The following is a 22,945-nucleotide window of genomic DNA, read 5'->3' as shown; positions in this document are numbered from 1 at the left end:
GCTGAGACCGACACACGCAACATGGCATCAGCCCGCGTGCTGGAGAAGCTCGGGTTCGTGCGTGAAGGGACGTTGCGGGAAGACTGCGTCGTGAACGGCGAGGTCTCTGACTCGTGGGTCTACGGGCTGATCAGGCGGGAGCTTCCGTCTTGCCGATAGGTCCCTTCGGCCGGGAAGGGATCGGCCGATCGGCCGAGGTGCGGCGCAGGATCGCCGGACATCCTCGTCGGTATGAACATGACAGCTGCTACGGTCCGGCCGCGGGTGCGGTGGTCCGAATACGCACCCGGCGTGCCGGGGTGGGCCCGGGTCGCCGCACATCTGATCGCGGTCTGCACTCTCCCGTCCGCAGTGTGGCGGCTGGGCATCATCGTGCAGTTCCCGTTCGGGTACGACGCGGCGTGGATCCACCGGTCTCGGTTGGACACGGTGTTCGGCGACGTGCGGATGATCCTGCTGTGCATCGTCAGCGAGCTGCTCGCATTGCTCGCGTTCGGGCTCGTCCAGCGGTGGGGCGAGGTCGTACCGCCGTGGCTGCCGCCGCTCCGCGGGCGGCGCATTCCGACATGGATCCCCACGGTGCTGGCTGCTGTCGGCGGGGTCGGGCTGACCGCCATCTGGACCGGCGGCGTGGCATACGCGGCACTCACCGGCACCACCTTCGACGTCGGCACCGAGCCAGGGCTACCGACGACGGTCCAGCTCGTCTCGTATGCACCGATGGTGATCTGGGGTCCCCTGCTGCTGGCACTTACCATCCACTACTGCCGCCGCCGCGTCAGCCGCTACCGGAGATCCGTGACGCCGGCGTAGTCGCCAACGACCGCAGCGCCGGTGACCTCGTACTCGAGGAGCAGCAGACCCCGCGTCGTGGCCTCGTGCCGGACGAGTCGAAGTCCGGTAGCCGCGGCGGGATGGGTGAGCAGGCGGCGGCCCGACCCGAGCACGGCGGGCGCCACGACGAGCCGGAGCGTATCGACGATCCCCGCCGACAGCAGCGCGCTGGCGAGCCGGGCACTGCCGTGGACCTGCAACTCCCGCCCCGGCCGCGTCTTCAGCTCGCGGACCGCCTCCACAGGGTCGCCGCGGAGCACCGTGGTCGGCGACCAGCTCCCCGCCTCGATCGTGTTCGACACGACGTACTTCGGCAGCGAGTTCATCCGCTCGGTGAACGGGTCGTCGGGGTCGGTGATCGCCGGCCAGTCGCGGGCGAACGCCGTGTACGTCCGCCGGCCGAGCAGCAGGCCGTCGGCGCAGTCCAGCCATTCCGACGTGCGCCGGACGAACACCTCGTCCATGTGCGGCACGAGCCAGCCGCCCTTGGTGAAACCATCGCTGGTGTCCTCGGTGGACGAACCAGGAGCCTGGCTCACGCCGTCGAGGGTGATGAACTCCAGCACGGCGACCTTCATCGCCCGGCCCCGCTCTCGACGAGCCGGGTGAGCTGGTCGGCGACGCTGCCCCAGCCCTCGGCGAAGCCGAGCTCGGCGTGCCGGGCGCGGGCGGCCGGGTCGCCGTGGCGCACGGTGATCCGGTAGTCGGTGCCGTCCGGGTGGTCCCGCAGAACGACCTCGGCGGTCATCAGGATCGGTGCGGGGCTCGTGGGACGCCATCCGCTGTCGATCGCGTTGGTGAACACGATCCGTTCGAGCTCGTCCACCACGAGGAAGCACGCGTCCAGATGCGGGACGAACGCGTCGCCGTCGTCGCTCATCAGCGTGACGAACGCGCCGCCGGGCCGGACGTCGAGACGCTCCACACGACAGTGGGTCGGCGCGGGCACCCACCACTGCGCCAGGTTGGCCGGATCGGTCCACGCATCCCACACGGCTTTGCGGGGCGCGCGGATGACCCGGTCGATGCCGAGATCGAGATCGAGATTCAATGCTCCTCCTTGGGGATGGTGACGAACCGCTCCAGGCGATCGGTGCGGACCGCCCAGATGCGTCGCTGCTCCGTGAGCCAGTCCTCGACGAGCGCGAACCGCTCCGGGTTGAGCTCGCAGGTGCGCACCCGGCCGGACTTCGCCGTGCGGATCAGGCCATTCGACTCCAGCACCCGCACGTGCTTCATGAACGACGGCAACGTCATAGGGGCCTCGCTCGCGAGGTCGCCGACGCTAGCCGGCCCGCGACCGAGCCGCCGGATCACGGCACGCCTCGTCGGGTCGGCAAGCGCGACGAACACGCCGTCGAGCACCGCCGAATACTGAGCCATGTGGCTAAGTATTAGCCCTCAACCACACTTAGCACAAGGGCTAAGTGTTGCGGCCACTCCCCTACCGATGAGGCAGTCTGTTCAGGTAGGGAGCGGTCGGTCGGTGACGACTCGTTTCATCACGAGGGTCGAGTTCAGACGCTGCACGCCTGGGAGGGCGGCCAGCACGTCGTCCTCGAGTTCCTGGTAGCCGGCGAGGTCGGCGGTCACGATGCGGAGCAGGTAGTCGGGGTCTCCGAAGAGGCGCTGGGCCAGGAGCACATGAGGGATCCTCGCGACGGCGTCCTCGAAGGCCAGGAGCGTGTCGCGGTCTTCCTGGCGCATGGTCACGAAGACGAGTGCCTCGAACCCTAGTCCGAGCGCCGCGGGGTCGACCACGGCGCGGTACCCGATGATGGTGCCGTCGCGCTCGAGAGCCCGCAGCCGGCGGTGGCATGGGGACACGCTGAGTCGGACGCGCTCGGCCAGCTCGGTGAGCGTCAGTCGCCCCTCTTGCTGCAGTACAGCAAGAATCTTCCGATCGATCGCGTCCATGGGGGCGATGCTTCCACACAAGCGCCCCAGCGGGGTCGAAGTCGAAACCATCTTCCGGCAGATCGCGCCTAGCCTTGCGGCGGCACCGATCCCGACGGAAGGGACGACCCCGTGCCGGTGAGCTCGATCCTCGCCTTCTGGGTCCTGACCGCCCTCCTGATCGTGGTGCCAGGACCCGACTGGGCCTTCGCGATCACCGCCGGCCTGCGCCGCCAGGTCGTGCCGGCCGCGACCGGGATCGTGCTCGGCTATGTGGTGACGACCGCAGTCGTGTCGACAGGGCTGGGCCTCCTGGTCGCCTCGACCCCGATCGCGCTCACGGCACTGACGATCATCGGCGGGCTCTACCTGGCCTGGCTCGGGATCAGGGTTCTCAGGCACCCGGCATCCGTGAACGCCCGCGACGCATCGACCGGCGACACCGACCTGTGCACCGTGCTGCACGGCATGGCAGTGAGTGGCCTCAACCCCAAGGGCCTCCTGATCTTCGTGGCCGTGCTGCCGCAGTTCACCGATCCCGACGCACCTTGGCCGATCCCGCTGCAGATGGCGACCCTGGGGATGACCTTCACCCTGACCTGCGGAGTGGTCTACCTGTGCGTCGGAGCAGCGGCACAAGCACTGCTCGGCGCCCGCCCGTCCATTGCCCGCAACGTCTCCCGAGTCTCCGGAGCAGGCATGGTCGTCCTCGGCGGCGCTCTCCTCGTCCAGCACCTGACCGCGTGACGTCGGCAAGGCAAGTCCTTATGGTCAGGTCTGCGATGATGGGCGGGTCGATGCGGACGGAGGGTCATGCATGCAGGCGGTCCGGTTGCAGGTCACCTCAGTCACCATCGGCGCGCCGGATCCCCGTGAGCTCGCGCGGTTCTACGCGCGCCTGCTGGATACCGAGCTCTCCGCCAGTGACCCACCTCGCCCGGGCGAACCGGCCGAGGCCGGGTGGGCTCAGCTGAGGTCGACCAGCGATCACGGTCGGATCACCCTGAACTTCGAGTACGAGCGGCACTACTCGGCGCCGCGATGGCCGAGCGAGCCGGGCCGGCAGCACAGCACGCAGCATCTCGACATCTATGTCGAGGACCTCGAGTCCGCGACGGCGTGGGCGGTCTCGTGCGGTGCGACGCTCGCCGACATCCAGCCCCAGAGCGACGTCCGGGTGCTCTACGACCCGGCCGGCCACCCGTTCTGCCTGTTCACCTGAGCCCGGCTCGACATACGGCTCCTCACTCCTCGCCGGCCATGCGGTACGCCCCCGCCTCCAGTCGCCGGATCAGCCGGTGGGTCCACTCCGCGCGGCTGTCCGCGGTGTGCAGCCACAACCCCACGACCTCGCCGACCGGGCCCCAGGTCTCCAGGTCGGTGTCCGGCGGCAGGTGCGCGGCGATGCTCGCCCGCCACTCGTCCATCGCCTGTGCGCGCTGACGCAGCAGGTCGATCGCCTGGTCCCGTGGCAGGTCGTCCACGAGGCCGACCGCGGCGGCCAGCAGGTCGAGCCGGGGATCACGACTCGTGAGCGCCGTGCGTAGCAGGGAGAGGTACGCCCGCTCGCCCTCCTCGGTCAGCTCGTACTCCATCCGCGGCGGTCCGCCCGCCGCGCTCGGCGTCGTCTCGTGCACGACGAGCATGCCCTGCCCGGTCATGGCCTTGAGCGCGTGGTAGACCGAGCCCGAGTTGGCATTCGACCACTCGTGCGCGCCCCACGACTCCAGGTCGGACCGCACCTGGTAGCCGTGTGCGCGCCCGCGGCGTCGCACCGCGCCGAGCACCAGCAGGCGAATCGCCGACATCTGTCGTCCTCCCCGGCTCGACGCTCAGTTCGGTGAGCTCGTGCTGACCCACCACAAGGTGCCGAACGGGTCGACGAAGCCGCCCATCCGGCTGCCGTCGTCCTGGGCCGTGACCGCCATGGCAGGTGCGGCACCGGCGGCGACCGCCCGCGTGTACGCCGCCTCGGCGTCCGGCACGGTGGTCCACAGCTGGATGTGGGCCGGCTCGGCCGGGGTGGGCAGGCACTGGCGACCGTCCGGCCCTGAGTCGGCGAAGAACAGCACGCCGGTGCCGATCCGTGCCTCGGCGTGGATCACCCGCTCGGGATCGGCGGGCAAGGGCACCACGTGGGACACCTCGGCACCGAAGGCGCTCTCGATGAACTCAACGAAGGCCTTCGCGCTGCGCACCATCACGTAGGGCGTCAATGACGACATCTCGACCACTCCCTCATTGACCAAGTTTGGCTACTCAACCGAAGCGTACGCCAACTAGCCAAATTCGGCTAATGGGGTCGCGTCCCTCGCGGCTCCCCCCAGGAGATCGTGCGGAACATCGCTCGACGTACGCCGTACCGTTCCCCCGCGCGACGGCTACGGTCGAGACATGACCGCCGTCACCACCGCCGACGTCCTGCGTCTCCACCCCGACGACGAGGTGGCCGTCGCCGTCACCGAGCTCCCCACCGGCCATCCGCTGCCCGGCGGCGGACGGACCCGCGAGCCGGTCCCGCGCGGTCACAAGGTCGCGACCATGGGTGTCCCCGACGGTGCCCCCGTGCACAAGTACGGTCAGGTCATCGGCCGCGCCGCAGGCCCGATCGAGGTCGGCGAGCACGTCCACACGCACAACCTCGCGTACCAGCCGGTCGGCGCCGAGTACGAGTTCGGCAGCACCGCGTGGCTGCCCGAGCCGGTGCCCGACGCCGACCGGGCGACGTTCGAGGGCTACGTCAGGTCCGACGGCCGCGTCGGCACCCGCAACTACATCGGTGTCCTCAGCTCGGTCAACTGCTCCGCGACGGCGGTGCGCCGCATCGCCGAGGAGGCGCGGCTGTCCGGCATGCTCGGGGACTTCCCGCACGTCGACGGCGTCGTCCCGCTCACCCACGGCACCGGGTGCGGCATCGGCGACGACACCGGCCTGGAGATGCTGCGCAAGGTGATGCGCGGCTACCTCGGCCACCCGAACTTCTACGGGTTCCTCGTGATCGGTCTCGGCTGCGAGCACAACGAGATCGCGGGCATCGTCGGTGACTCCGGCGCTCGGTCGTCGATGCCGCTCGTCAAGTCGACGATCCAGGACCTCGGCGGCACGACGCGGACGGTGCGGGAGGGACTCGCCAGGATCCGTGAGATCCTCCCCGACGCCGACCGGGAGCGGCGCGCCACCGTGCCCGCGAGCGAGCTGGTGCTCGGCACCAACTGCGGCGGCTCGGACGGGTACTCGGGCATCACCGCCAATCCGGCGCTCGGCGCGGCTGTCGACCTGCTCGTCCGGCACGGCGGCACCGGCGTCCTCGCCGAGACGCCCGAGGTGTACGGGGCCGAGCACCTGCTCACCCGCAGGGCCATCGACCGCGAGGTCGGCCAGAAGCTGCTCGACCGCATCGCGTGGTGGGAGGAGTACCTCGCCGCGCACGGCGGGACGATGGACAACAACCCCTCCCCCGGCAACAAGGACGGCGGCCTCACCACCATCCTCGAGAAGTCGCTCGGTGCGGTGGCGAAGGGCGGTACGACCGCACTACGCGACGTCGTTGGCTACGCCGACCCGATCACGTCCAAGGGATTCGTCTTCATGGACACCCCCGGCTACGACCCCGTCTCCGTGACCGGGCTCGTGGCGGGCGGAGCCAACCTCGTCTGCTTCACGACCGGCCGGGGCTCGGCGTTCGGCTGCAAGCCCGTCCCCAGCATCAAGCTCGCGACGACCTCCGAGCTGTACCGCCGGATGGAGGAGGACATGGACGTCGACGCGGGTGTCGTCCTCGACGGCTCGACGACGATCGAAGGGCTCGGCGAGCAGATCTTCGACCTTGCCCTTCGGACGGCGTCCGGCCTGCCGACCAAGAGCGAGGAGCTCGGCTACGGCGACGAGGAGTTCGTCCCGTGGCAGGTCGGCGCGGTCATCTGACTGGAATGCGGTTGCCCTTCTCGACTGCCTTCTGGTCGGGTGTCCGCATGGATGAACGAGCCGGGCTCGCCGCGTACGACGAACAGGTCCGCAGGCGTTCCGTCGCCGGACCGGACGGGCGGGAGCTAGCCTGAAGTGGGCTGAGACGCCGACACGGGAAGGGGCCAGACGTGTGCGTGCCCGACCACTTCCGCCCGGATGACGACGCCGTGCGCGAGCTGCTCGCCAACCACGGTGCGGCCGACCTCGTTACCTCGACCGACACCGGTCTCGTGGCGACGATGCTGCCGTTCGTCCACGACGAGGCGACGGGTGAGCACGGCGCTCTACTCGGCCACCTGGCCCGCAACAATGACCAGTGGCGACGCCCGGCCCTCGGCGAGTCGCTGGTGATCGTGCGTGGTCCCGACGCGTACGTCACGCCGTCGTGGTACGCGAGCAAGCGGGAGCACGGCCGGGTCGTCCCGACGTGGAACTACGTCACCGCCCACGTGTACGGCAAGCTCGTCGTGCACGACGACCCCACGTGGGTCGAGGTCCTGGTCCGCCGGTTGACCGAGCGGCACGAGGCCGCCAGGGAGCGGCCGTGGTCGGTCGACGACGCGCCGCGGAGGTTCGTCGCCGGTCAGCTGCGGGCGATCGTCGGCGTCGAGCTCCTGATCTCCCGCGTCGAGGCGAAGTTCAAGCTCAGCCAGAACCGGCCCGAGGCGGACGTCGACGGTGTGATCGACGGCCTCGGCGCGACGGCTCAGGAGGCGACCGCGCAGGCCATGCGCGAGACACGTACGCGTTGAGCCAGCAGCGCTGATTCGTGAGTCAGGACGGGATCGACGGCGTGCCCGAGCGACGCCAGTACTGCGTCTTGTCGTCCTCGCGGACGACGACGCCGAGCCTGGCGAGTTCGTCGCGCAGCTCGGTGAGCTCGTCCTTCTTGCCCTTCTCCAGTGCCCGTGACCTGGCCCTGAGCAGGGCATCGGCGCCGGCGGGCAGGTCGGGGGTGCCCTCGACCCAGCGGCGGAACGCGTCCCTGTGCGGGTCGGCGGGCAGCCAGTCGTACCCGTGCGCGGTGAACGCCTCGCGCAGTGCGGTCGCGGCGAGGTCGGACTTCTCCCTCGCCAGCTCGTCGTCGTGACGGCCGAGCAGGACGAGTTGCTTGCCCTCGACGAACACCCCCGCGACCGAGGCGGCGTGGAGCGATCTGGTCGTGTCGCCGCGCTTGAGGGTCACCTCGTCGCCGGCCACGGTGACGATGAGCATCTCACTGTCACCGATCCCCGCGAGGACGAGCCCGGCCACGGCGCCCACGGCGATCGGGGCGATGATGTCGAACGGCGCGGGGATCGACTGCAGCAGCCGGAGCGGTCCCTCGAACGGGGTCCACGGCAGGCCAAGCAACCAGTCGACGAGACGCGAGAGCCCGAATCCCGCGCCCGCCCCGACCAGTGGCAGCCCGACCCACATCAGGACCCGACCCCAGGCGGGCTCGGCGACGACCGTCGCCGGCTTCCGGTCCGTCACGTCAGCCATTCTTCCGTCTCCCCCGCATCGCACGCCGCACGGCGTGCTCGAATGTCGTCGCCAGCTCGTCCGCGTACGCCGCCACGTCGGTGTCGGGCTTGGCGAACAGCTCTCCCGGCACCCCTTGGAATGCCGCCGTGATCGTCACCGCCATGTACCGCGGCGAGAAGTCACGGAACTCCCCCGCCTCCTGCCCCTCACGGAGCATGTCGATGAGCTCCTGCAGCGACGCATCGTACTCGGCCACCCGGCGTCCGGACGGCTCGTCGCCGCGCGTGGCGTTGTGGATCCGGCCGACGGCGAGCATCTCCGCCGGGTGCTCTGCGCAGTAGTGCACGAAACCCTCGATCAGCGCGCGCAACGCCGTGAGGTAGGTCTCCGCGCCCTCGGCGCGCTCCGTCAGGGCGCGGTCCATCTCGGCGTCGACGTCGCGGACTACCTGCTCGATGAGGTCGCCCTTGGCCGCGAAGTGGTACGAGATCAGGCTCGCACTGATGCCCGCACGCTCCGCGATGCGGGCGAACGACGCCTTGCCGAACCCCACGTCCGCGATCGTGTCGATGGCCGCACGCACGATCTGGGCGCGGCGCGCCGACTCGATGAAGGAGCGACCAGCGCGCTGGTCGTTTACCTCATTTCCTGGTTGCATAACCAGGACTCTATACACGAAATCAGGAGGTGCCAACCGCGACGGGTCGGGCAGGGCGTCAGGCGGGACGGAGGAACTCGCCGCGCCAGCGGCGGATCGGCGGGTCGCCCGCGTCGGCGAGGTCCTCCAAGCGCACCGTCGAGACGCCGTCGGTACCGAAGGCCTCGACCTCGGCGCGGGTGAGCGGCCAGGGCGGGCGCCTCCGACTTCCCACGGTGAGTGCGCACTTCCCACGGCGCATGCGCCGTGTTCAGTACGGCTTCACCAACTGAACATGATCATTCGCCCGGAGTCCACGGGCGGCGGCGGGTGCTCTCGAGGGTCAGTCGAGCGCGACCGCCGGTGTCGGAGGCAGCGTAGGGGTCGGCGAGTCGGGGGTCTTCCCCGCCACGGTGGACTGGTCGAACTGGGTGCGGTAGAGCTCCTCGTACCGGCCGCCCAATGCAAGCAGCTCGGTGTGGGTGCCGCGCTCGATCACGTGGCCGTCCTCGACGACGAGGATCAGGTCGGCGGCACGCACGGTCGACAGCCGGTGCGCGATGACGACCGCGGTGCGGCCGGCGAGAGCCTCGCCGAGCGCGGCCTGGACGGCGGCCTCCGACGTCGAGTCGAGGTGGGCGGTCGCCTCGTCGAGGATGACCACCCGGGGCCTGGCCAGCAGCAGCCGCGCGATCGTCAGCCGCTGCCGTTCGCCGCCGGAGAGGCGGTAGCCGCGCTCACCGACGACGGTCTCGAGCCCGTCGGGCAGCGACGTCACGAGGTCGTCGAGACGGGCCCGCCGCAACGCCTCCCAGAGGTGCTCCTCGGTCGCCTCCGGCTGGGCGAGCCGCAGGTTGGCCCTGATCGTCTCGTGGAAGAGGTGGCCGTCCTGGGTGACCATGCCGAGGGTGTCGCGCACGGAGTCGAACGTCAGGTCGCGGACGTCGACGCCGGACAGCCGGACCGCGCCGGAGTCGGCGTCGTAGAGCCGCGGAATGAGCTGGGCGATGGTCGACTTGCCGGCACCCGACGAGCCGACGAGCGCCACCATCTGTCCCGGCTCCGCACGGAACGAGATGCCGTGCAGGACCTCGACGCCGCCGCGCCGGTCGAGCTTCGCGACCTCTTCGAGTGAGGCGAGCGAGACCTTGTCGGCCGACGGGTAGGCGAAGCGGACGTCGTCGAACTCGACGGAGACGGGACCGTCGGGAACGGTGCCCGCGCCCGGCCTCTCGGCGATCAGCGGCTCGAGGTCGAGCACCTCGAAGACCCGCTCGAAGCTGACCAGCGCGGTCATCACCTCGACCCGCGCGCTGGCGAGCGCGGTGAGCGGGGCGTAGAGGCGGACGAGCAGCAGCGCGAGCGCGATGACGTCACCGGTGTCCAGTGAGCCGGTCAGCGCGTAGAAGCCGCCGAGCCCGTAGACGAGGGCGACCGCGAGGGCCGAGACGAGGGTCAGCGCGACGATGAAGATCCACTGCACCATCGCCGTGCGCACGCCGATGTCGCGCACCCGGCGTGCGCGGGAGGCGAACTCGGCGGACTCGTGCGCGGGTCGACCGAACAGCTTGACGAGGGTGGCGCCGGGTGCGGAGAAGCGCTCGGTCATCTGCGTGCTCATCGCGGCGTCGTGGTTCGCCGCTTCGCGCTCGAGCCGGGCGAGTCGCTTGCCCATGCGCCGGGCGGGCACCACGAACGCGGGGAGCAGGATCAGCGCGAACAGGGTGATCTGCCACGACAGCCCGAGCATCACGACGAGCGTCAGCACCAGGGCGACGAGGTTGGTGACGACGCCGGAGAGCGTGTCGCTGAACGCGCGCTGCGCGCCGATCACGTCGTTGTTGAGCCGGCTGACGAGGGCGCCGGTGCGGGTGCGGGTGAAGAAGGCGATCGGCATGCGCTGCACGTGGTCGAAGACGGCGGTGCGCAGGTCGAGGATCAGCCCCTCCCCGATCTTCGCGGACAGCCAGCGCGCCACGATGCCGACGCCTGCCTCCGCCACGGCGATGACCGCGATGACGACGGCCAACGTGATCACCAGCGAGACGGCCCGGCCGTCGACGATGACATCGAAGACCCGGCCCGCGAGGACCGGGGTGGCGACGCCGAGCACCGCGATGACGACGCTCAGCAACAGGAAGCCGATCAGCATCGCGCGGTGCGGCAGTGCGAAGGCGCCGATCCGGCGCAGCGTCGCCCGCGAGAACGGCCGACGCTCCTCCTCGGCGTTCATCGCGTGGTAGAGCGACGTCCACGCCGTGGTCTCCATGCTCATGTGCTTGCTTCCTCCGCGTCCTTGACCGTCGTCTCCTCGCACGATAGGACCTGAAGCATTGTTCAGGTCAATGGCGAGCGAGGCACGATCGTGCATCAACCCAGATGGAACCAGAACGAACTGACAGTCGGAGAGGTGGCAACACGCAGCGGAGTCGCCGTGTCCGCCCTGCACTTCTACGAGCGGCAGGAACTCATCAGCAGCCGGCGGACGTTCGGCAACCAGCGACGCTACCGGCGCGACGTCCTGCGCCGCGTCGCGTTCATCCGGATCGCACAGAACGTCGGCATCCCGCTGGCCGACGTGGCGGAAGTCCTCTCGCTACTCCCCGAGCAGCGCACGCCGACCCGCAGGGACTGGCAGCGGATCTCGTCGCGGTGGCAGGACGAGCTCGACCGGCGCATCCACACGCTGCAGCAGCTGCGCGACGACTTCTCCGAGTGCATCGGCTGCGGGTGCCTGTCGATCGACCGCTGCGGCATGGCCAACCCGCGCGACGCCCTCGGCGCGCACGGCGCGGGCCCACGGCGCCTGCTGGAGAGCTGAGGTGCGGCCACACCGCCCCTTGACCTCGAGCAACGTTGAGGTTGCAGGATCGGCATCCACGGTCTCTCCCTGTCCTGACCGCCGGTTCGGCGCGGGTTGGATCAGTCGACGAAGTGGAGACGATTGTGAGAAAGGCAGCAGGCTTCTTCGAGCCAGGCGGACCCGAGGTTCTGCGGCTGATCGACGTGGACGAGCCGCAGGCAGGTCCTGGATAGTGTCGGATCCGGGTGAAGGCCGCAGGGGTGCAGCCGTTCGACATCGCGGTGGTGGCGGGCACCATCCACCGACGACAGGACCCGGCGGCTCCACAGATCCCGGGCAACGAGTTCGCCGGAGTCGTCGACCAGGTCGGTGACGGGGTGGACGGGTTCGCCTCGGGTGACCACGTTCTCGGCTTCGGCACCCTGAACTGCTACGCCGAGCACCTCGTGGTCGCGGCAGACCAGATCACCGCCAAGCCGGCGAACATGTCGTGGGAGGTGGCCGACGGGTTCAGTGCGGGGGCCCAGACAGCGGACATCGGACTGAAGGAGATCGGTGTCGGTGCGGGTGACACGGTCCTGATCAACGGCGCGGCCGGCGCGGTGGGCACCATCGCAGTGCAGCTGTGCCGGCTGTGGGGCGCCGAGGTGATCGGTGCCACCCGCGAGGGCCAGCACGACTACCTGCGTTCACTCGGCGCGGTCCCGATCGCCCACGGCGCCCACTTCGTCGACCGGGTGCGGGCCCTGGCCCCCAGGGCGTGGACGCCTGCCTGGACGGGGTCGGCGGCGACGCGCTGGATGCCACCCTTGAGCTCGTGCGGGACAGGCGGCGCATCCTGACGCTCGTCGAGCACGACAAGGCTCCGCAGCTGGGGATTCGGGTCACCCCGTTCACCCGGTCGGCGGCACGGCTGGCCGAACTGGCCGGCCGGTACGCCAAGGGCGAGCTGACCATGCACATCCTCGAGACCTTCCCCCGGGCCAGAGCCGCCGACGCACACCGCGCGTACCGGGCCGGGAACGTCCGAGGCAAGATCGTCATCACCCTCGACTGACCGGGTCTTCCGTGCACAGGAAGGCGTGGTCATGACGGGTGACAGCGGACTCCGGGTCGGGGTGGTCCTGCCCTCCCTGACCGCCCAGCGCCGGGACGGCATCGATCTGCGGATCGCCGCGCGGCATGCGGAGGGCGCCGGTCTGGACAGTGTCTGGCACGGTGACCATCTCGCCACGGGTCAGCCTTCGCTCGACCTCGCCGTCGGGTTGGCCACGGTCGCGGCCGTGACCGAGCGGATCGCGATCGGCGCGGGCGTCTTCGTCCCCGCGATCAGGCCACTCGCCTGGGCGGCCAAGCAGATCACGAGCGTGCAGCACGTCAGCGGCGGGCGACTGATCCTCGGCGTGGGCTCCGGCGGCGGCCCCGAGCAGTGGGCGGCTGCCGGGGTGGCCTACGCCGATCGCGGTAGTCGCACCGATCTCGCCCTGGACCTGTTGCCCGCACTGCTGGCCGGCGAGCCGGTCCGATTCGGCGATCAGGACATCGTGCTGGCGCCGTCGGTGACCCGCCCGCCGATCTGGGTCGGCAACGCGTCCTCGATCGCGATCCGGCGCGCGGCGCGGGTGGGCGACGGCTGGTTCCCGTCACTCGTCACAGCACGCACTGTCGCCATCGGCGCGGCGCGCCTCGCCGAGATGAGCGACGCGCCCCGTGCGATCGCCGTGGGGACCACCGGGGCCCTCGGTGACGGAATGCCGTCCCGGGCTGAGATCGCGGCGAGACTCGGCGCGAGCCATGGTGTCCAGATGAACGAGGTGCCGATCACCGGCGGTCCGCACGAAGCCGCCGGTCGAATGGCCGAGTTCCGGGCCGCGGGAGCGACCCATCTCGTGATGGGCTTCGCCGACGGCGACTGGCGCGGTCAGTGCGACCTCCTGGCCGAGACCGTGAGCCTCCTGCGTTAAGGGCGTGGCGGTTGGGTCGGCCACCCGATCCGCGATAATCCGACATCGTCCTCGATCGGGGGTAGCTGTCGAATTCTCGCTAGACCATCGCCATGACCAGAGGCGATGCTTGCCACGTGCATACCGATGTGGAACGTTGCGTCCGAGCCGTCCAGTCGAAGGACGCCCGGTTCGACGGGTGGTTCTTCACCGCCGTGGTCACGACCGGGATCTACTGCCGGCCGAGCTGCCCGGTCGTCCCGCCCAAGCCCGAGAACATGCGGTTCTACCCGAGCGCGGCCGCCGCGCAGCTGGCGGGGTTCCGCGCGTGCAAGCGGTGCCGGCCGGACGCGAGCCCCGGTTCGCCCAGGTGGAACGAGCGTGCCGACCTGGTGGCGCGGGCGATGCGCCTCATCGCCGACGGCGTGGTCGACAGGGACGGCGTGCCCGGCCTCGCGACCCGGCTCGGTTACAGCACGCGCCAGGTCGAGCGGCAGCTGCGGGCCGAGCTCGGCGCGGGCCCGCTCGCCCTGGCACGGGCGCAGCGTGCGCAGACCGCGAGGCTCCTCGTCGAGACGAGCACGTTGGCGATGGGCGACGTGGCGTTCGCCGCCGGCTTCTCGAGCATCCGGACGTTCAACGACACCATTCGTGCGGTGTTCGGGCTCTCCCCCACCGAACTGCGCGCCCGGGTCGCCGCCGGCAGGCCGAACGCGGCGCCCGGCACCCTCTCGCTCCGTCTCCCGTTCCGTGCGCCGCTGTGTCCCGACAACCTGTTCGGTCACCTCGCGGCGACCGCGGTGCCCGGGGTCGAGGAGTGGCGCGACGGCGCGTACCGGCGCACGATGCGGCTCCCCCACGGCACCGGCATCGTGAGCCTGCAACCGCATCCCGAGCACGTCGTCTGCCGGCTGACGCTCGCGGACCTGCGCGACCTGTCCATCGCGATCAGCAGGTGCCGGTGGCTGCTCGACCTCGACGCCGATCCCGTCGCCGTCGACGCGCTGCTGCGCGACGATCCCGTCCTCACGCCGCTCGTGGACAAGAACCCGGGGCGCCGGGTGCCCCGCACCGTCGACGGCGCCGAGTTCGCGGTACGCGCCGTGCTCGGCCAGCAGGTGTCGACCGCCGCGGCTCGCACCCTCGCCGGCCGTCTCGTCGAGGCGTACGGCACGCCGGTCGACGACCGCGACGGCGGACTCACCCACGTGTTCCCCGAGCCCGCGGCCCTCGCCGAGGTCGATCCCGAGTCGCTCGCGATGCCGCGCAGCAGGCGCACGACGTTCCGCGCGGTCGTCGACGCGCTTGCGGCCGGTGCCATCGACCTGGGGTCGGGGAGCGACTGGCACGAGGCGCGGCGGCGGCTCGCGGCACTGCCCGGCGTGGGTCCGTGGACGGTCGAGAGCATCGCGATGCGCGCGCTCGGCGACCCCGATGCGTTCCCCGCGACCGACCTCGGCGTCCGGCTGGCGGTGGAGGAGCTCGGCCTGCCGACGGCTCCGGCTGCGCTCGATGCCCACTCGCTCGCGTGGCGGCCGTGGCGTGCGTACGCCGTGCAGTACCTGTGGGCGACCGGCGACCACGCCATCAACCGCCTGCCCGCCTGACGCCACGACCATCCCGACAAGGAGCACCATGCCCGCTTCCGTCCGCACCGGACACCGCACGCACACCGTGACCGAGAGCCCGGTCGGCCCGCTCACCCTCGTCGCCGCCGACGATGGGCTCGCCGGCCTCTACATGGACGCCCAGCGCCACCTGCCCGACGAGGCGACGTTCGGCGAGCGCGACGACACCGCGCTCCCCGCGGTGGTCGAGCAGCTCGACGCGTACTTCGCGGGCACGCTGACCACGTTCGACCTCCCGCTCGCGCCCGCCGGCACGCCGTTCCAGCTCGCGGTGTGGGCGGCGCTGCGCGAGATCCCGTACGGCACGACCGTGACCTACGGCGAGCTCGCCGACCGCCTCGGCCGGCCGTCGGCGGCGCGAGCCGTGGGTCTCGCCAACGGGCGCAACCCGATCGGCATCATCGTGCCCTGCCACCGCGTGATCGGGTCGACCGGCGACCTCACCGGGTACGGCGGCGGCCTCGACCGCAAGCGTTACCTGCTGGCCCACGAGCGCGGTCAGCTCCAGGTTGCCTGACGCTCCTGTTGACATGCAGCCGTTCGGATGCCTATCGTAAAAGGCAACTGAACGGCTGCATGTTTGGAGGGCGGATGGACGCGGTGTTCAAGGCGCTCGCCGACCCGAGCCGGCGCCGGCTGCTCGACAGCCTCAACGGCCGCAACGGGCAGACCCTGCGGGACCTGTGCGTCGGACTCGACATGGCACGGCAGTCGGTCAGCAAGCACCTCGCGGTGCTCGAGGCGGCCGGCGTGGTGACCACGCGGTGGCGCGGCCGGGAGAAGCTGCACCACCTCAACGCCGCGCCGATCAACGCCATCGCCGAACGGTGGATCAGCCGGTACGACCGGGCGCGGGCGAACGCGCTCGACGACCTGAAGACCGCATTGGAGCAGGAGCACATGGCCAGCAACGAGTTCGTCTACACCACCTACATCACGACCACGCCGGAGCGGCTCTGGCAGGCGTTGACCGACCCGGCGTTCACCCGTCGCTACTGGGGTGTCACGTTCGACACGGACTGGGCAGAGGGCTCGCCGATGACCTGGCACGAGCAGGACGTGACGACCGCCGATCCCGAGCAGGTCGTGCTCGAGTCCGTACCCGGCCGCCGACTCTCGTACACCTGGCACACCATCACGCCGGAGTTCGCGAAGACCCACGGGATCGACGACGAGGTCTTCACCGCCCTCGCCGAGGAGACCAGGTCGAAGGTGACCTTCGAGATCGAGCCGGTCGACGACCTGGTCAAGCTCACCGTCGTGCACGACGGCTTCCCGCCGGACAGCACGATGCGCACGATGGTGAGCGAGGGCTGGCCGCGCCTGGTGTCGGACCTCAAGACCCTCCTGGAGACCGACGACCTCGTCCCCGCCCCGGTCGGCACCTGACGGGACGCAGGACGGGCGTAGGGGCGACGATGGGGGTCGTACCGAAAGAGGTGGTCAGGTGCGACTCGTCGCCGTTGCGGTCGCGTTGGTACTCACGCTCGCCGGGTCCTGCACGGCGGACGAGAGTGAGAGCGCGCCCGCGCCGCCGACGACGTCCGCCGGCTGCCGGACCGACGAGACCGCACCGAAACGACAGCTGCGCGGCATGTGGATCGCCTCGGTCCGCAGCATCGACTGGCCGAGCAGACCCGGGCTCTCGGCCGCGCGGCAGCGCGCCGAGCTGGTCGCGTGGCTCGACCTCGCGCGGAAGCTGAAGCTCAACGCCGTGGTCCTCCAGGTGCGACCCACCGGGGACGCCTTCTGGCCGTCGCGGTACGCGCCGTGGTCGGAGTGGCTCACCGGCAGGCAGGGCGTGCACCCCGGGTACGACCCGCTCGCGTTCGCCGTGCGGGAGGCGCACGCACGGAACCTCGAGCTGCACGCCTGGTTCAACCCGTACCGCGCGAGCTTCGGGAACGACCCGAGGAAGCTGGTTCGCGACCATCCCGCACGCACGCATCCGGACTGGGTGTTCCGGTACGGCGACAGTCTCTACTACGACCCCGGCGTCCCGGCCGCGCGTGAGTTCGTCCAGCGCGCGGTGCTCGACGCGGTGCGCAGGTACGACATCGACGCCGTGCACTTCGACGACTTCTTCTACCCCTACCCGCTCCCGGGCAAGAAGCTGCCGGACAGGGCGACGTACCGGAAGTACGGCGCGGGGTTCGACTCGATCGGCGACTGGCGCAGGCACAACGTCGACCTGCTGGTGCGCGACATGGGTCGACGGATCCATCGGGCGAAGCCGTGGGTGTGGTTCGGCATCAGCCCGTTCGGGATCTGGCGCAACGCACGCAGCGACCCGCGGGGGTCCGACACCGCCGGACTCGAGTCGTACAGCGCGATCTACGCCGACTCGCGCAGATGGGTGGAGCGCGGCTGGGTCGACTACGTCGTCCCCCAGCTCTACTGGCAGCTCGGCTACGACATCGCCGACTACACGACGCTGGTGCGCTGGTGGTCGGGAGTCGTACGTGGCACCGGCGTGCGGCTGTACGTGGGGCAGGCGGCGTACCGGCTGGGCACGGAGGGTCCGTGGCGGAGATCGGACGAGCTGAGCAGGCACCTCGCCGTCAACCGGAGGCACCCCGAGGTGACCGGCGACGTGTACTTCAGCGCGGCGAGCATGCGCGCCGACGGCGCCGGCGGAGTGACGGCGCTGGTCGAGGACCACTACGCCCGGCCCGCGCTCGTCCCGCGGGCGACCGGCCGCGGCGGCAGCGCGCCGGCACCGCCGGCGACGACGGCGGTCGAGGCCGACGACGCCGACGGTGTCACGGTGCGCTGGCGCGGTGCCGAGCGTGCGGCGACGTCGTACGCCGTCTACCGCTTCGCCGGCAGGTCCGCGAGTGCGTGCGGGTTCGCCGATGCCCGGCAGCTGCTCACGACCGTCCGCCGCACCTCGGGCGACACCCAGACGTACCTCGACACCACGGCGCGACCGGGACAGACGTACACCTACCACGTGACCGCGCTCGACCGGTTCGGCCACGAGAGCCGCCCCGGAGCGGGCCAGACGACCGAGTGACCGGGCCGGTCCGGCTCAGGGCGTCACCGGCTTGTTCAGCGCGCCGCCGGCCACCCAGGACTTCCACGACTTCTGCCAGAAGCCCCAACCGTTGTCGTACTCGAGCTTGCGCGGCGTGCCCGTGATGACGACCACGTCACCCGGGTGCTGGTACTCGTAGAACCACTCCGCCTTCTTCGGCGGGGAGTTGATGCAGCCGTGGCTGACGTTCTGGCGCCCCTGTGCCCACACGGTGCTCGGCATGGAGTGGATGTACTCGCCGCTGTTGGAGATGCGGACCGCCCAGTAGACCAGCTCGTCGTAGTACCCGGGTTGGCCCTTCTCGATCCCCGGCGAGATCATCTGCTCCGGGTTGCTCCTGCCCATGGTGAGGTGGATGCCGGACGTGGTGTGGTACTTCCACACACCACCCTGGCCCATGCTCACCGGCCAGCTCTTGACCTTCTCGCCGTTCTCGTAGACGACCGCGCGCTTGGTCTTCGCGCTCGCCTTGACGATGACCTGTTCGCCGACGGTCCATCGCTTCGACAGGTTCTTGTCCCCGAAGACGCCGGGTGCGGCACGCACGCCCGTCAGGTGTGCGACGAGGCGGATCTTCTGGTGTGCCGGCCAGTACTCCTTGGGGCGGAACACGATCTGGGTGTCGCTCGTCCAGTGCCAGGCTCCCTCGACCGGCCGCGACATCCGCACCTCGAGGGCCCGCTCGACGTCGGCCTTGTCCTCGATCGGCACGGAGAAGTCGAGGATGAGCGGGAAGCCGACGCCGACCGTCGACCCGCCGGGGGCGATGGTGTTCGCGGTCGCACCGAACGTCGCGCGCGGCGTCAGGGTACGGAACGCCGACGTCTCCGTCGTCGCCTCGTGGTCACGGTTCTCCGCGGTCGCCTTGGCCACGTACCGCGCGGACGGGCTCATCGCCCACGTCGAGGTCCACGTGGTGCGGTCGGCGTCGAAGCTGCCGCTGAGGTCACGCCCGTCCTTGGAGGTGACCGAGACAGACGTGAGGCGACCACCGGCGGCACGAACGACGACGGGCCGGTCGGGTCGGACCTTCCGGGCATCGTCGGCGGGCTCGATGCTCACCCGCGCCGCCGCCGCTGCGGGCGTCGGTGACCGCGACCCCGACGCCGTCGGCACGGCGCCACGATCCTCCGCGCGGCCCCATCCGTGGCCGACGTCGACGAGTGCCATCACGGCGGCGATCACCAGTACGGCACCTACGACCCGCCGTGCGTACACGGCATCGTTGTCAAAGCTCATTTTCCCCGACGCCATCTGCTGAGACGCGAAAAGACCGGGCTCAGGATAGCGGTCGCACCTGGACGCGGGACGACGGTGTGTGCGTTCGGCCGCGGAGCGTCGAATACGTTCACGGGCGTACGACGAGTCGCCGAGAGTCTGCAAGGCTCGTCCCTCAGCCGTGCAGCCCATCGAGGAGACGACAGTGACCGAGCAGTCCACGGAAGCGCCGTACACGAGCCCGGCCGCCGAGACGGGATACGCAGCGGTGAACGGCCTGCAGATGTATTACGAGATCCACGGCTCGGGTGGGACGCCACTGCTCCTGCTGCACGGCGGGCTGTTCAACATCGACCTTCAGTTCGGTGAGGTCCTGCCCGGCCTGGCGCAGACGCGGCAGGTCATCGCCGCGGACTTCCAGGCACATGGGCGGACCGGCGACATCGACCGCCCGCTGACCAGCGCCCACCTCGCGTCCGACGTCGTCGGACTGCTCGAGCACCTGGGGGTCCCGCAGGTCGACGTGTTCGGGTTCAGCGTGGGTGGCGCGGTGGCGCTGCACCTGGCGACCAGGCACCCGGAGCTGCTCCGCAAGCTGATCGTGTCGTCCGTGTCGTTCCACCCGGACGGTGACCGGGGGGAGAACGCGGAGGCGGTCGGCGAGATGACGGTCGACATGATCGCCGGCACCCCGATGGAGCAGGACTACCTGGCCAAGTCGCCGAACCCGGACAAGCTGCAGGATCTGCTGGACAAGCTGGGGACGTTCGACAAGGGCGTCACCGGCTGGTCCGACGCCGAGATCGAGGGGATCGCCGCGCCGACGTTGATCACCGTCGGCGACTGCGACATGGTCACCCTGGACCATGCCGTCCGTTTCCTGCGGCTGCGCGGCGGCGACGTCAACGGCGACTTCGCCGGTGTCCCGGCCTCGCAGCTGGCGGTGTTCCCCGGCACCACGCACTTCTTCGGGCTGAGCCGCACCGCGCTGGTCCTGGACGTCGTTACCACCTTCCTCGATGCACCAGAGACGGCCTCCTGACCGAGCAGGCCCCGCAAGAAACCTACGGCGGCACCGGGTGAACACCCTGCCGGAAGTCTGGCTCGCCCCAGCTTGACGTAGTCGAACATATGTTCGACAGTGAGGCGTGGGCTTGTCCAGGGGGTTGGTCGACGTTGGGGAAAGCCGGCAGTCCGCCGTGGGCGTGCTGCCGGCGCTGCCGGCGGTGCGCGACCTGCTGCCCGACGGCGGGCTGCGGCGGGGCTCGGTGGCCACCGTCGACGACCCGGCCCTGATGCTCGCGCTGGCCGCGGGGCCGTCCGCCACGGGGGGCTGGGTCGCGGTGGTGGGCATGCCCGACTGCGGCGTGCTGTCCGCGGTCGAGATGGGCGTCGATCCGCACCGGCTGCTGCTCGTCGACCGGCCGGGGCCGCGGTGGGCAGAGGTCGTGGCCGCCCTGCTCGACGGCATCGACCTGGTGCTCACCGGGCTCGCCGACCAGCCGGCGCCGCACGTCGCGCGCCGGCTCACCGCCCTGGCCCGCCGGCACGGGTCCGCGCTGGTCGTCGCCGGCCCGTGGCAGGGCGCCGACCTCCACCTGCGGGTGTCCACCGCGCGGTGGACCGGGGTGGCCGACGGCCACGGGCACCTGGGCGGCCGCTACGCGGAGGTGACGGCGCAGGGGCGCCGCGGCGCGGTCCGGCCGCGCACCCTGCGGCTGTGGCTCCCGGCGGCCGACGGCGGCGTGCGTCCTGCCGGGGAGGCCGCCGGTGACCGGCGTCCCGAGCCGGCGCGTGAGGAGGCGATCGCGTGACCGTGACGTCCACCGGCTCCCCCACGCGCGTCCTCGTCGTCTGGTGTCCCGACTGGCCGGTGGTCAGCGCCGAGGCCCACACCGACGCGCCGGTCGCGGTCGTCGCGTCCGGATGCGTGGTGGCCTGTTCCGGGAGCGCACGCGAGAGCGGCGTCAAGCGCGGCCAGCGGCTGCGGGACGCGCAGCGTGCCTGCCCCGGCCTGGTGGTCCGCGACGACGACCCCGACCACCAGGCCCGGATGTTCGAGCAGGTGGTGGTCCACGTCGAGCAGCGCTGCCCGCGGGTCGAGGTCGTACGCCCCGGCGTCTGCGCCCTCCCGGCCAGGGGGCCGGCCAGGTACTTCGGCGGCGAACGCGCACTCGCCGACCTCGTCCACGAGACCGTGGTCGGCGAGACCGGGTTCGACGCCAGGGTCGGGATCGCCGACGGACTGTTCGCCGCGATGCTCGCGGCACGCACGGACGAGCCCCGCACCGTCGTCCCGTCGGACGACACGGAGGCGTTCCTCGCCGACCATCCGGTGAACGTGCTCGACCGGCCCGAGCTCGCCGGCCTGCTGATCCGGCTCGGACTCCGTACGCTCGGGGAGTTCGCGGCGCTGCCGAGCGACGACGTGCTCGCCAGGTTCGGCGTCGACGGGGCGACGGCCCACCGGCTCGCCCGCGGCCTCGAACCCCGGCTGCTCGCGCCGCGCGACCCCGGTCGCGACCTCACCGTCGGGCAGGCGTTCGACCCTCCCGTCGAGGAGTTCGAGCGGGTGGTGTTCATCGCCAAGGCGCTCGCCGGCGAGCTGCACACCACCCTGGCCGACCTCGGGCTCAGCTGCGTGCGCATCGAGGTCGAGGTGGCCACGGAGGACGGCAGGCGATGGTCCCGCCTGTGGCGGCACGACGGGCTGCTGTCGGCGACGGCGGTGGCCGAACGCGTGCGCTGGCAGCTCGACGCCTGGCGCACCGCGACCGGAGTGGACGAGGCGTTGACCGGCGGCCTCGTCTCGCTCCGGCTCGTGCCCGACCAGCTGGTGGCCGACGACGGCAGGCAGCTCGCGCTGTGGGGCGAGTCGGCGCCCGACGAACGGGTCGACCGCGCGGCGTCCCGCGTCCAGGCGATGCTCGGCCACGCCGCGGTGACCCGCCCGGTACTCGGCGGCGGGCGCGGTCCCGGCGAACGGGTGACCCGGGTGCCGTGGGGCGACTCCGACACCCCGCTGCTGCCCCTCGAGGGCGGCTGGCCGGGACGCGTCCCGGCTCCACTGCCGGCCGTCGTCCCACCCCACCCGGTGCCCGCCTCCCTCGTCGCCGCGGACGACGCGGTGGTGACCGTCGACGAGCGCAACGTCGTGTCGGCGCCTCCCGCGCTGCTGACCGTCGACGGCCTCGCCGGCATGCCGTTGGCGGTCATCGGCTGGACCGGTCCGTGGCCGGCGAGGGAGTACTGGTGGGACCCCGCGCGTGCCTCCCGGACGGCCAGGTTCCAGGTGACGACGGACGACGGGCGCGCCTGGCTGCTGTGCGTCCGCGACGGCCGGTGGGAAATGGAGGCGAGGTACTGATGGGGTGGGAGAATCCGCCGATTCCATGGAGCGTAGGAGCCGACGAGTGGGCTGGAGGTAGGAGTCGCGTTGGGTGGGTGAGTCGTGTGCTGAGTGGCGCGGCTCCTGCCGGAGGCCCGGGAGGAGGCGGTCGCGCATGAGCGGCACCG

At 71.0% G+C, this 22,945-nt stretch carries 25 protein-coding genes and 1 pseudogene; 16 read left to right on the top strand and 10 right to left on the bottom strand.

The window, feature by feature from the left end:
* The coding region (locus tag GEV10_25040) for a GNAT family N-acetyltransferase (GenBank protein ID MQA81704.1) at nucleotides 1–159 on the top strand (159 nt) is incomplete at its 5' end.
* Between the two features lie 132 nt (nucleotides 160–291).
* Entirely contained in the window at nucleotides 292–813 is a 522-nt protein-coding gene (locus GEV10_25035; GenBank protein MQA81703.1) for a hypothetical protein, read from the top strand.
* On the opposite strand, the gene GEV10_25030 is transcribed toward GEV10_25035, so the two are convergent.
* From GEV10_25030 to GEV10_25015, 4 genes are all read right to left on the bottom strand, one after another.
* Complete coding sequence (locus GEV10_25030; GenBank protein MQA81702.1) at nucleotides 786–1,412, bottom strand: deaminase; 627 nt, start codon at nucleotides 1,410–1,412, stop codon at nucleotides 786–788. The genes GEV10_25035 and GEV10_25030 overlap by 28 nt on opposite strands.
* A complete protein-coding gene (locus tag GEV10_25025) occupies nucleotides 1,409–1,885 on the bottom strand; it encodes a polyketide cyclase (GenBank protein MQA81701.1) in 477 nt (158 codons plus the stop codon). The genes GEV10_25030 and GEV10_25025 overlap by 4 nt, the downstream gene beginning before the upstream one ends.
* Nucleotides 1,882–2,217 carry a metalloregulator ArsR/SmtB family transcription factor gene (locus GEV10_25020; GenBank protein ID MQA81700.1) on the bottom strand — a complete coding sequence of 112 codons (336 nt, stop codon included), beginning with the start codon at nucleotides 2,215–2,217 and terminating at the stop codon, nucleotides 1,882–1,884. Before GEV10_25020 ends, GEV10_25025 begins: the two co-directional genes overlap by 4 nt.
* A gap of 81 nt (nucleotides 2,218–2,298) precedes the next feature.
* Nucleotides 2,299–2,751 carry a winged helix-turn-helix transcriptional regulator gene (locus GEV10_25015; GenBank protein MQA81699.1) on the bottom strand — a complete coding sequence of 151 codons (453 nt, stop codon included), beginning with the start codon at nucleotides 2,749–2,751 and terminating at the stop codon, nucleotides 2,299–2,301.
* Between the two features lie 111 nt (nucleotides 2,752–2,862).
* Here GEV10_25015 and GEV10_25010 point away from each other — a divergent pair, with 111 nt between their 5' ends.
* Nucleotides 2,863–3,477 carry a LysE family translocator gene (locus GEV10_25010; GenBank protein ID MQA81698.1) on the top strand — a complete coding sequence of 205 codons (615 nt, stop codon included), beginning with the start codon at nucleotides 2,863–2,865 and terminating at the stop codon, nucleotides 3,475–3,477.
* A 70-nt stretch (nucleotides 3,478–3,547) separates the two neighbouring features.
* On the top strand, nucleotides 3,548–3,952 hold the full coding sequence (locus tag GEV10_25005) for a VOC family protein (GenBank protein ID MQA81697.1): 405 nt from the start codon (nucleotides 3,548–3,550) through the stop codon (nucleotides 3,950–3,952).
* A 22-nt stretch (nucleotides 3,953–3,974) separates the two neighbouring features.
* Here GEV10_25005 and GEV10_25000 read toward each other — a convergent pair whose 3' ends face one another.
* Entirely contained in the window at nucleotides 3,975–4,538 is a 564-nt protein-coding gene (locus tag GEV10_25000; protein MQA81696.1) for a PadR family transcriptional regulator, read from the bottom strand.
* Nucleotides 4,539–4,562: 24 nt separating this feature from the next.
* Entirely contained in the window at nucleotides 4,563–4,931 is a 369-nt protein-coding gene (locus tag GEV10_24995) for a hypothetical protein (GenBank protein MQA81695.1), read from the bottom strand.
* Nucleotides 4,932–5,124: 193 nt separating this feature from the next.
* Here GEV10_24995 and GEV10_24990 point away from each other — a divergent pair, with 193 nt between their 5' ends.
* Nucleotides 5,125–6,654 carry an altronate dehydratase gene (locus tag GEV10_24990; GenBank protein MQA81694.1) on the top strand — a complete coding sequence of 510 codons (1,530 nt, stop codon included), beginning with the start codon at nucleotides 5,125–5,127 and terminating at the stop codon, nucleotides 6,652–6,654.
* Between the two features lie 170 nt (nucleotides 6,655–6,824).
* Complete coding sequence (locus GEV10_24985) at nucleotides 6,825–7,448, top strand: FMN-binding negative transcriptional regulator (protein ID MQA81693.1); 624 nt, start codon at nucleotides 6,825–6,827, stop codon at nucleotides 7,446–7,448.
* A 22-nt stretch (nucleotides 7,449–7,470) separates the two neighbouring features.
* On the opposite strand, the gene GEV10_24980 is transcribed toward GEV10_24985, so the two are convergent.
* From GEV10_24980 to GEV10_24970, 3 genes are all read right to left on the bottom strand, one after another.
* Nucleotides 7,471–8,181 (bottom strand): hypothetical protein, encoded by a 711-nt coding sequence (locus GEV10_24980; protein ID MQA81692.1) that lies wholly within the window; start codon nucleotides 8,179–8,181, stop codon nucleotides 7,471–7,473.
* Nucleotides 8,174–8,821: a TetR family transcriptional regulator gene (locus GEV10_24975; protein ID MQA81691.1), complete on the bottom strand. Its 648-nt coding sequence runs from the start codon at nucleotides 8,819–8,821 to the stop codon at nucleotides 8,174–8,176. The genes GEV10_24980 and GEV10_24975 overlap by 8 nt, the downstream gene beginning before the upstream one ends.
* Before the next feature lie 322 nt (nucleotides 8,822–9,143).
* Entirely contained in the window at nucleotides 9,144–11,075 is a 1,932-nt protein-coding gene (locus tag GEV10_24970) for an ATP-binding cassette domain-containing protein (protein ID MQA81690.1), read from the bottom strand.
* A gap of 90 nt (nucleotides 11,076–11,165) precedes the next feature.
* Here GEV10_24970 and soxR point away from each other — a divergent pair, with 90 nt between their 5' ends.
* The 7 genes and pseudogenes from soxR to GEV10_24935 all read left to right on the top strand — a co-directional run bounded on the left by soxR (nucleotide 11,166) and on the right by GEV10_24935 (nucleotide 18,190).
* Nucleotides 11,166–11,621: a redox-sensitive transcriptional activator SoxR gene (soxR, locus tag GEV10_24965; protein ID MQA81689.1), complete on the top strand. Its 456-nt coding sequence runs from the start codon at nucleotides 11,166–11,168 to the stop codon at nucleotides 11,619–11,621.
* 125 nt (nucleotides 11,622–11,746) lie between these two features.
* Nucleotides 11,747–12,660 (top strand): annotated as a pseudogene (locus GEV10_24960) (zinc-binding dehydrogenase).
* 31 nt (nucleotides 12,661–12,691) lie between these two features.
* On the top strand, nucleotides 12,692–13,567 hold the full coding sequence (locus tag GEV10_24955) for an LLM class flavin-dependent oxidoreductase (protein MQA81688.1): 876 nt from the start codon (nucleotides 12,692–12,694) through the stop codon (nucleotides 13,565–13,567).
* Nucleotides 13,568–13,683: 116 nt separating this feature from the next.
* A complete protein-coding gene (locus GEV10_24950; protein ID MQA81687.1) occupies nucleotides 13,684–15,153 on the top strand; it encodes a helix-turn-helix domain-containing protein in 1,470 nt (489 codons plus the stop codon).
* 28 nt (nucleotides 15,154–15,181) lie between these two features.
* Nucleotides 15,182–15,691, top strand: a complete 510-nt coding sequence (locus GEV10_24945; GenBank protein MQA81686.1) for a methylated-DNA--[protein]-cysteine S-methyltransferase — start codon at nucleotides 15,182–15,184, stop codon at nucleotides 15,689–15,691.
* Between the two features lie 74 nt (nucleotides 15,692–15,765).
* Entirely contained in the window at nucleotides 15,766–16,563 is a 798-nt protein-coding gene (locus tag GEV10_24940) for a metalloregulator ArsR/SmtB family transcription factor (protein ID MQA81685.1), read from the top strand.
* Nucleotides 16,564–16,768: 205 nt separating this feature from the next.
* Nucleotides 16,769–18,190: a family 10 glycosylhydrolase gene (locus GEV10_24935; protein MQA81684.1), complete on the top strand. Its 1,422-nt coding sequence runs from the start codon at nucleotides 16,769–16,771 to the stop codon at nucleotides 18,188–18,190.
* A gap of 15 nt (nucleotides 18,191–18,205) precedes the next feature.
* Here GEV10_24935 and GEV10_24930 read toward each other — a convergent pair whose 3' ends face one another.
* Entirely contained in the window at nucleotides 18,206–19,621 is a 1,416-nt protein-coding gene (locus GEV10_24930; GenBank protein ID MQA81683.1) for a L,D-transpeptidase family protein, read from the bottom strand.
* Between the two features lie 13 nt (nucleotides 19,622–19,634).
* On the opposite strand from GEV10_24930, the gene GEV10_24925 reads away from it, so the two are divergent.
* From GEV10_24925 to GEV10_24915, 3 genes are all read left to right on the top strand, one after another.
* Nucleotides 19,635–20,471 (top strand): alpha/beta fold hydrolase, encoded by an 837-nt coding sequence (locus GEV10_24925; GenBank protein ID MQA81682.1) that lies wholly within the window; start codon nucleotides 19,635–19,637, stop codon nucleotides 20,469–20,471.
* Between the two features lie 112 nt (nucleotides 20,472–20,583).
* Entirely contained in the window at nucleotides 20,584–21,243 is a 660-nt protein-coding gene (locus GEV10_24920) for a hypothetical protein (GenBank protein MQA81681.1), read from the top strand.
* A 2-nt stretch (nucleotides 21,244–21,245) separates the two neighbouring features.
* On the top strand, nucleotides 21,246–22,796 hold the full coding sequence (locus tag GEV10_24915) for a DNA polymerase Y family protein (protein MQA81680.1): 1,551 nt from the start codon (nucleotides 21,246–21,248) through the stop codon (nucleotides 22,794–22,796).
* Nucleotides 22,797–22,945: the final 149 nt, after the last annotated feature.

This window comes from Streptosporangiales bacterium (assembly GCA_009379955.1).
GTDB lineage: Bacteria > Actinomycetota > Actinomycetes > Streptosporangiales > WHST01 > WHST01.
The sequence above is the reverse complement of the archived record's forward strand: the minus strand, read 5'-3'. Positions and strand labels throughout refer to the sequence as shown.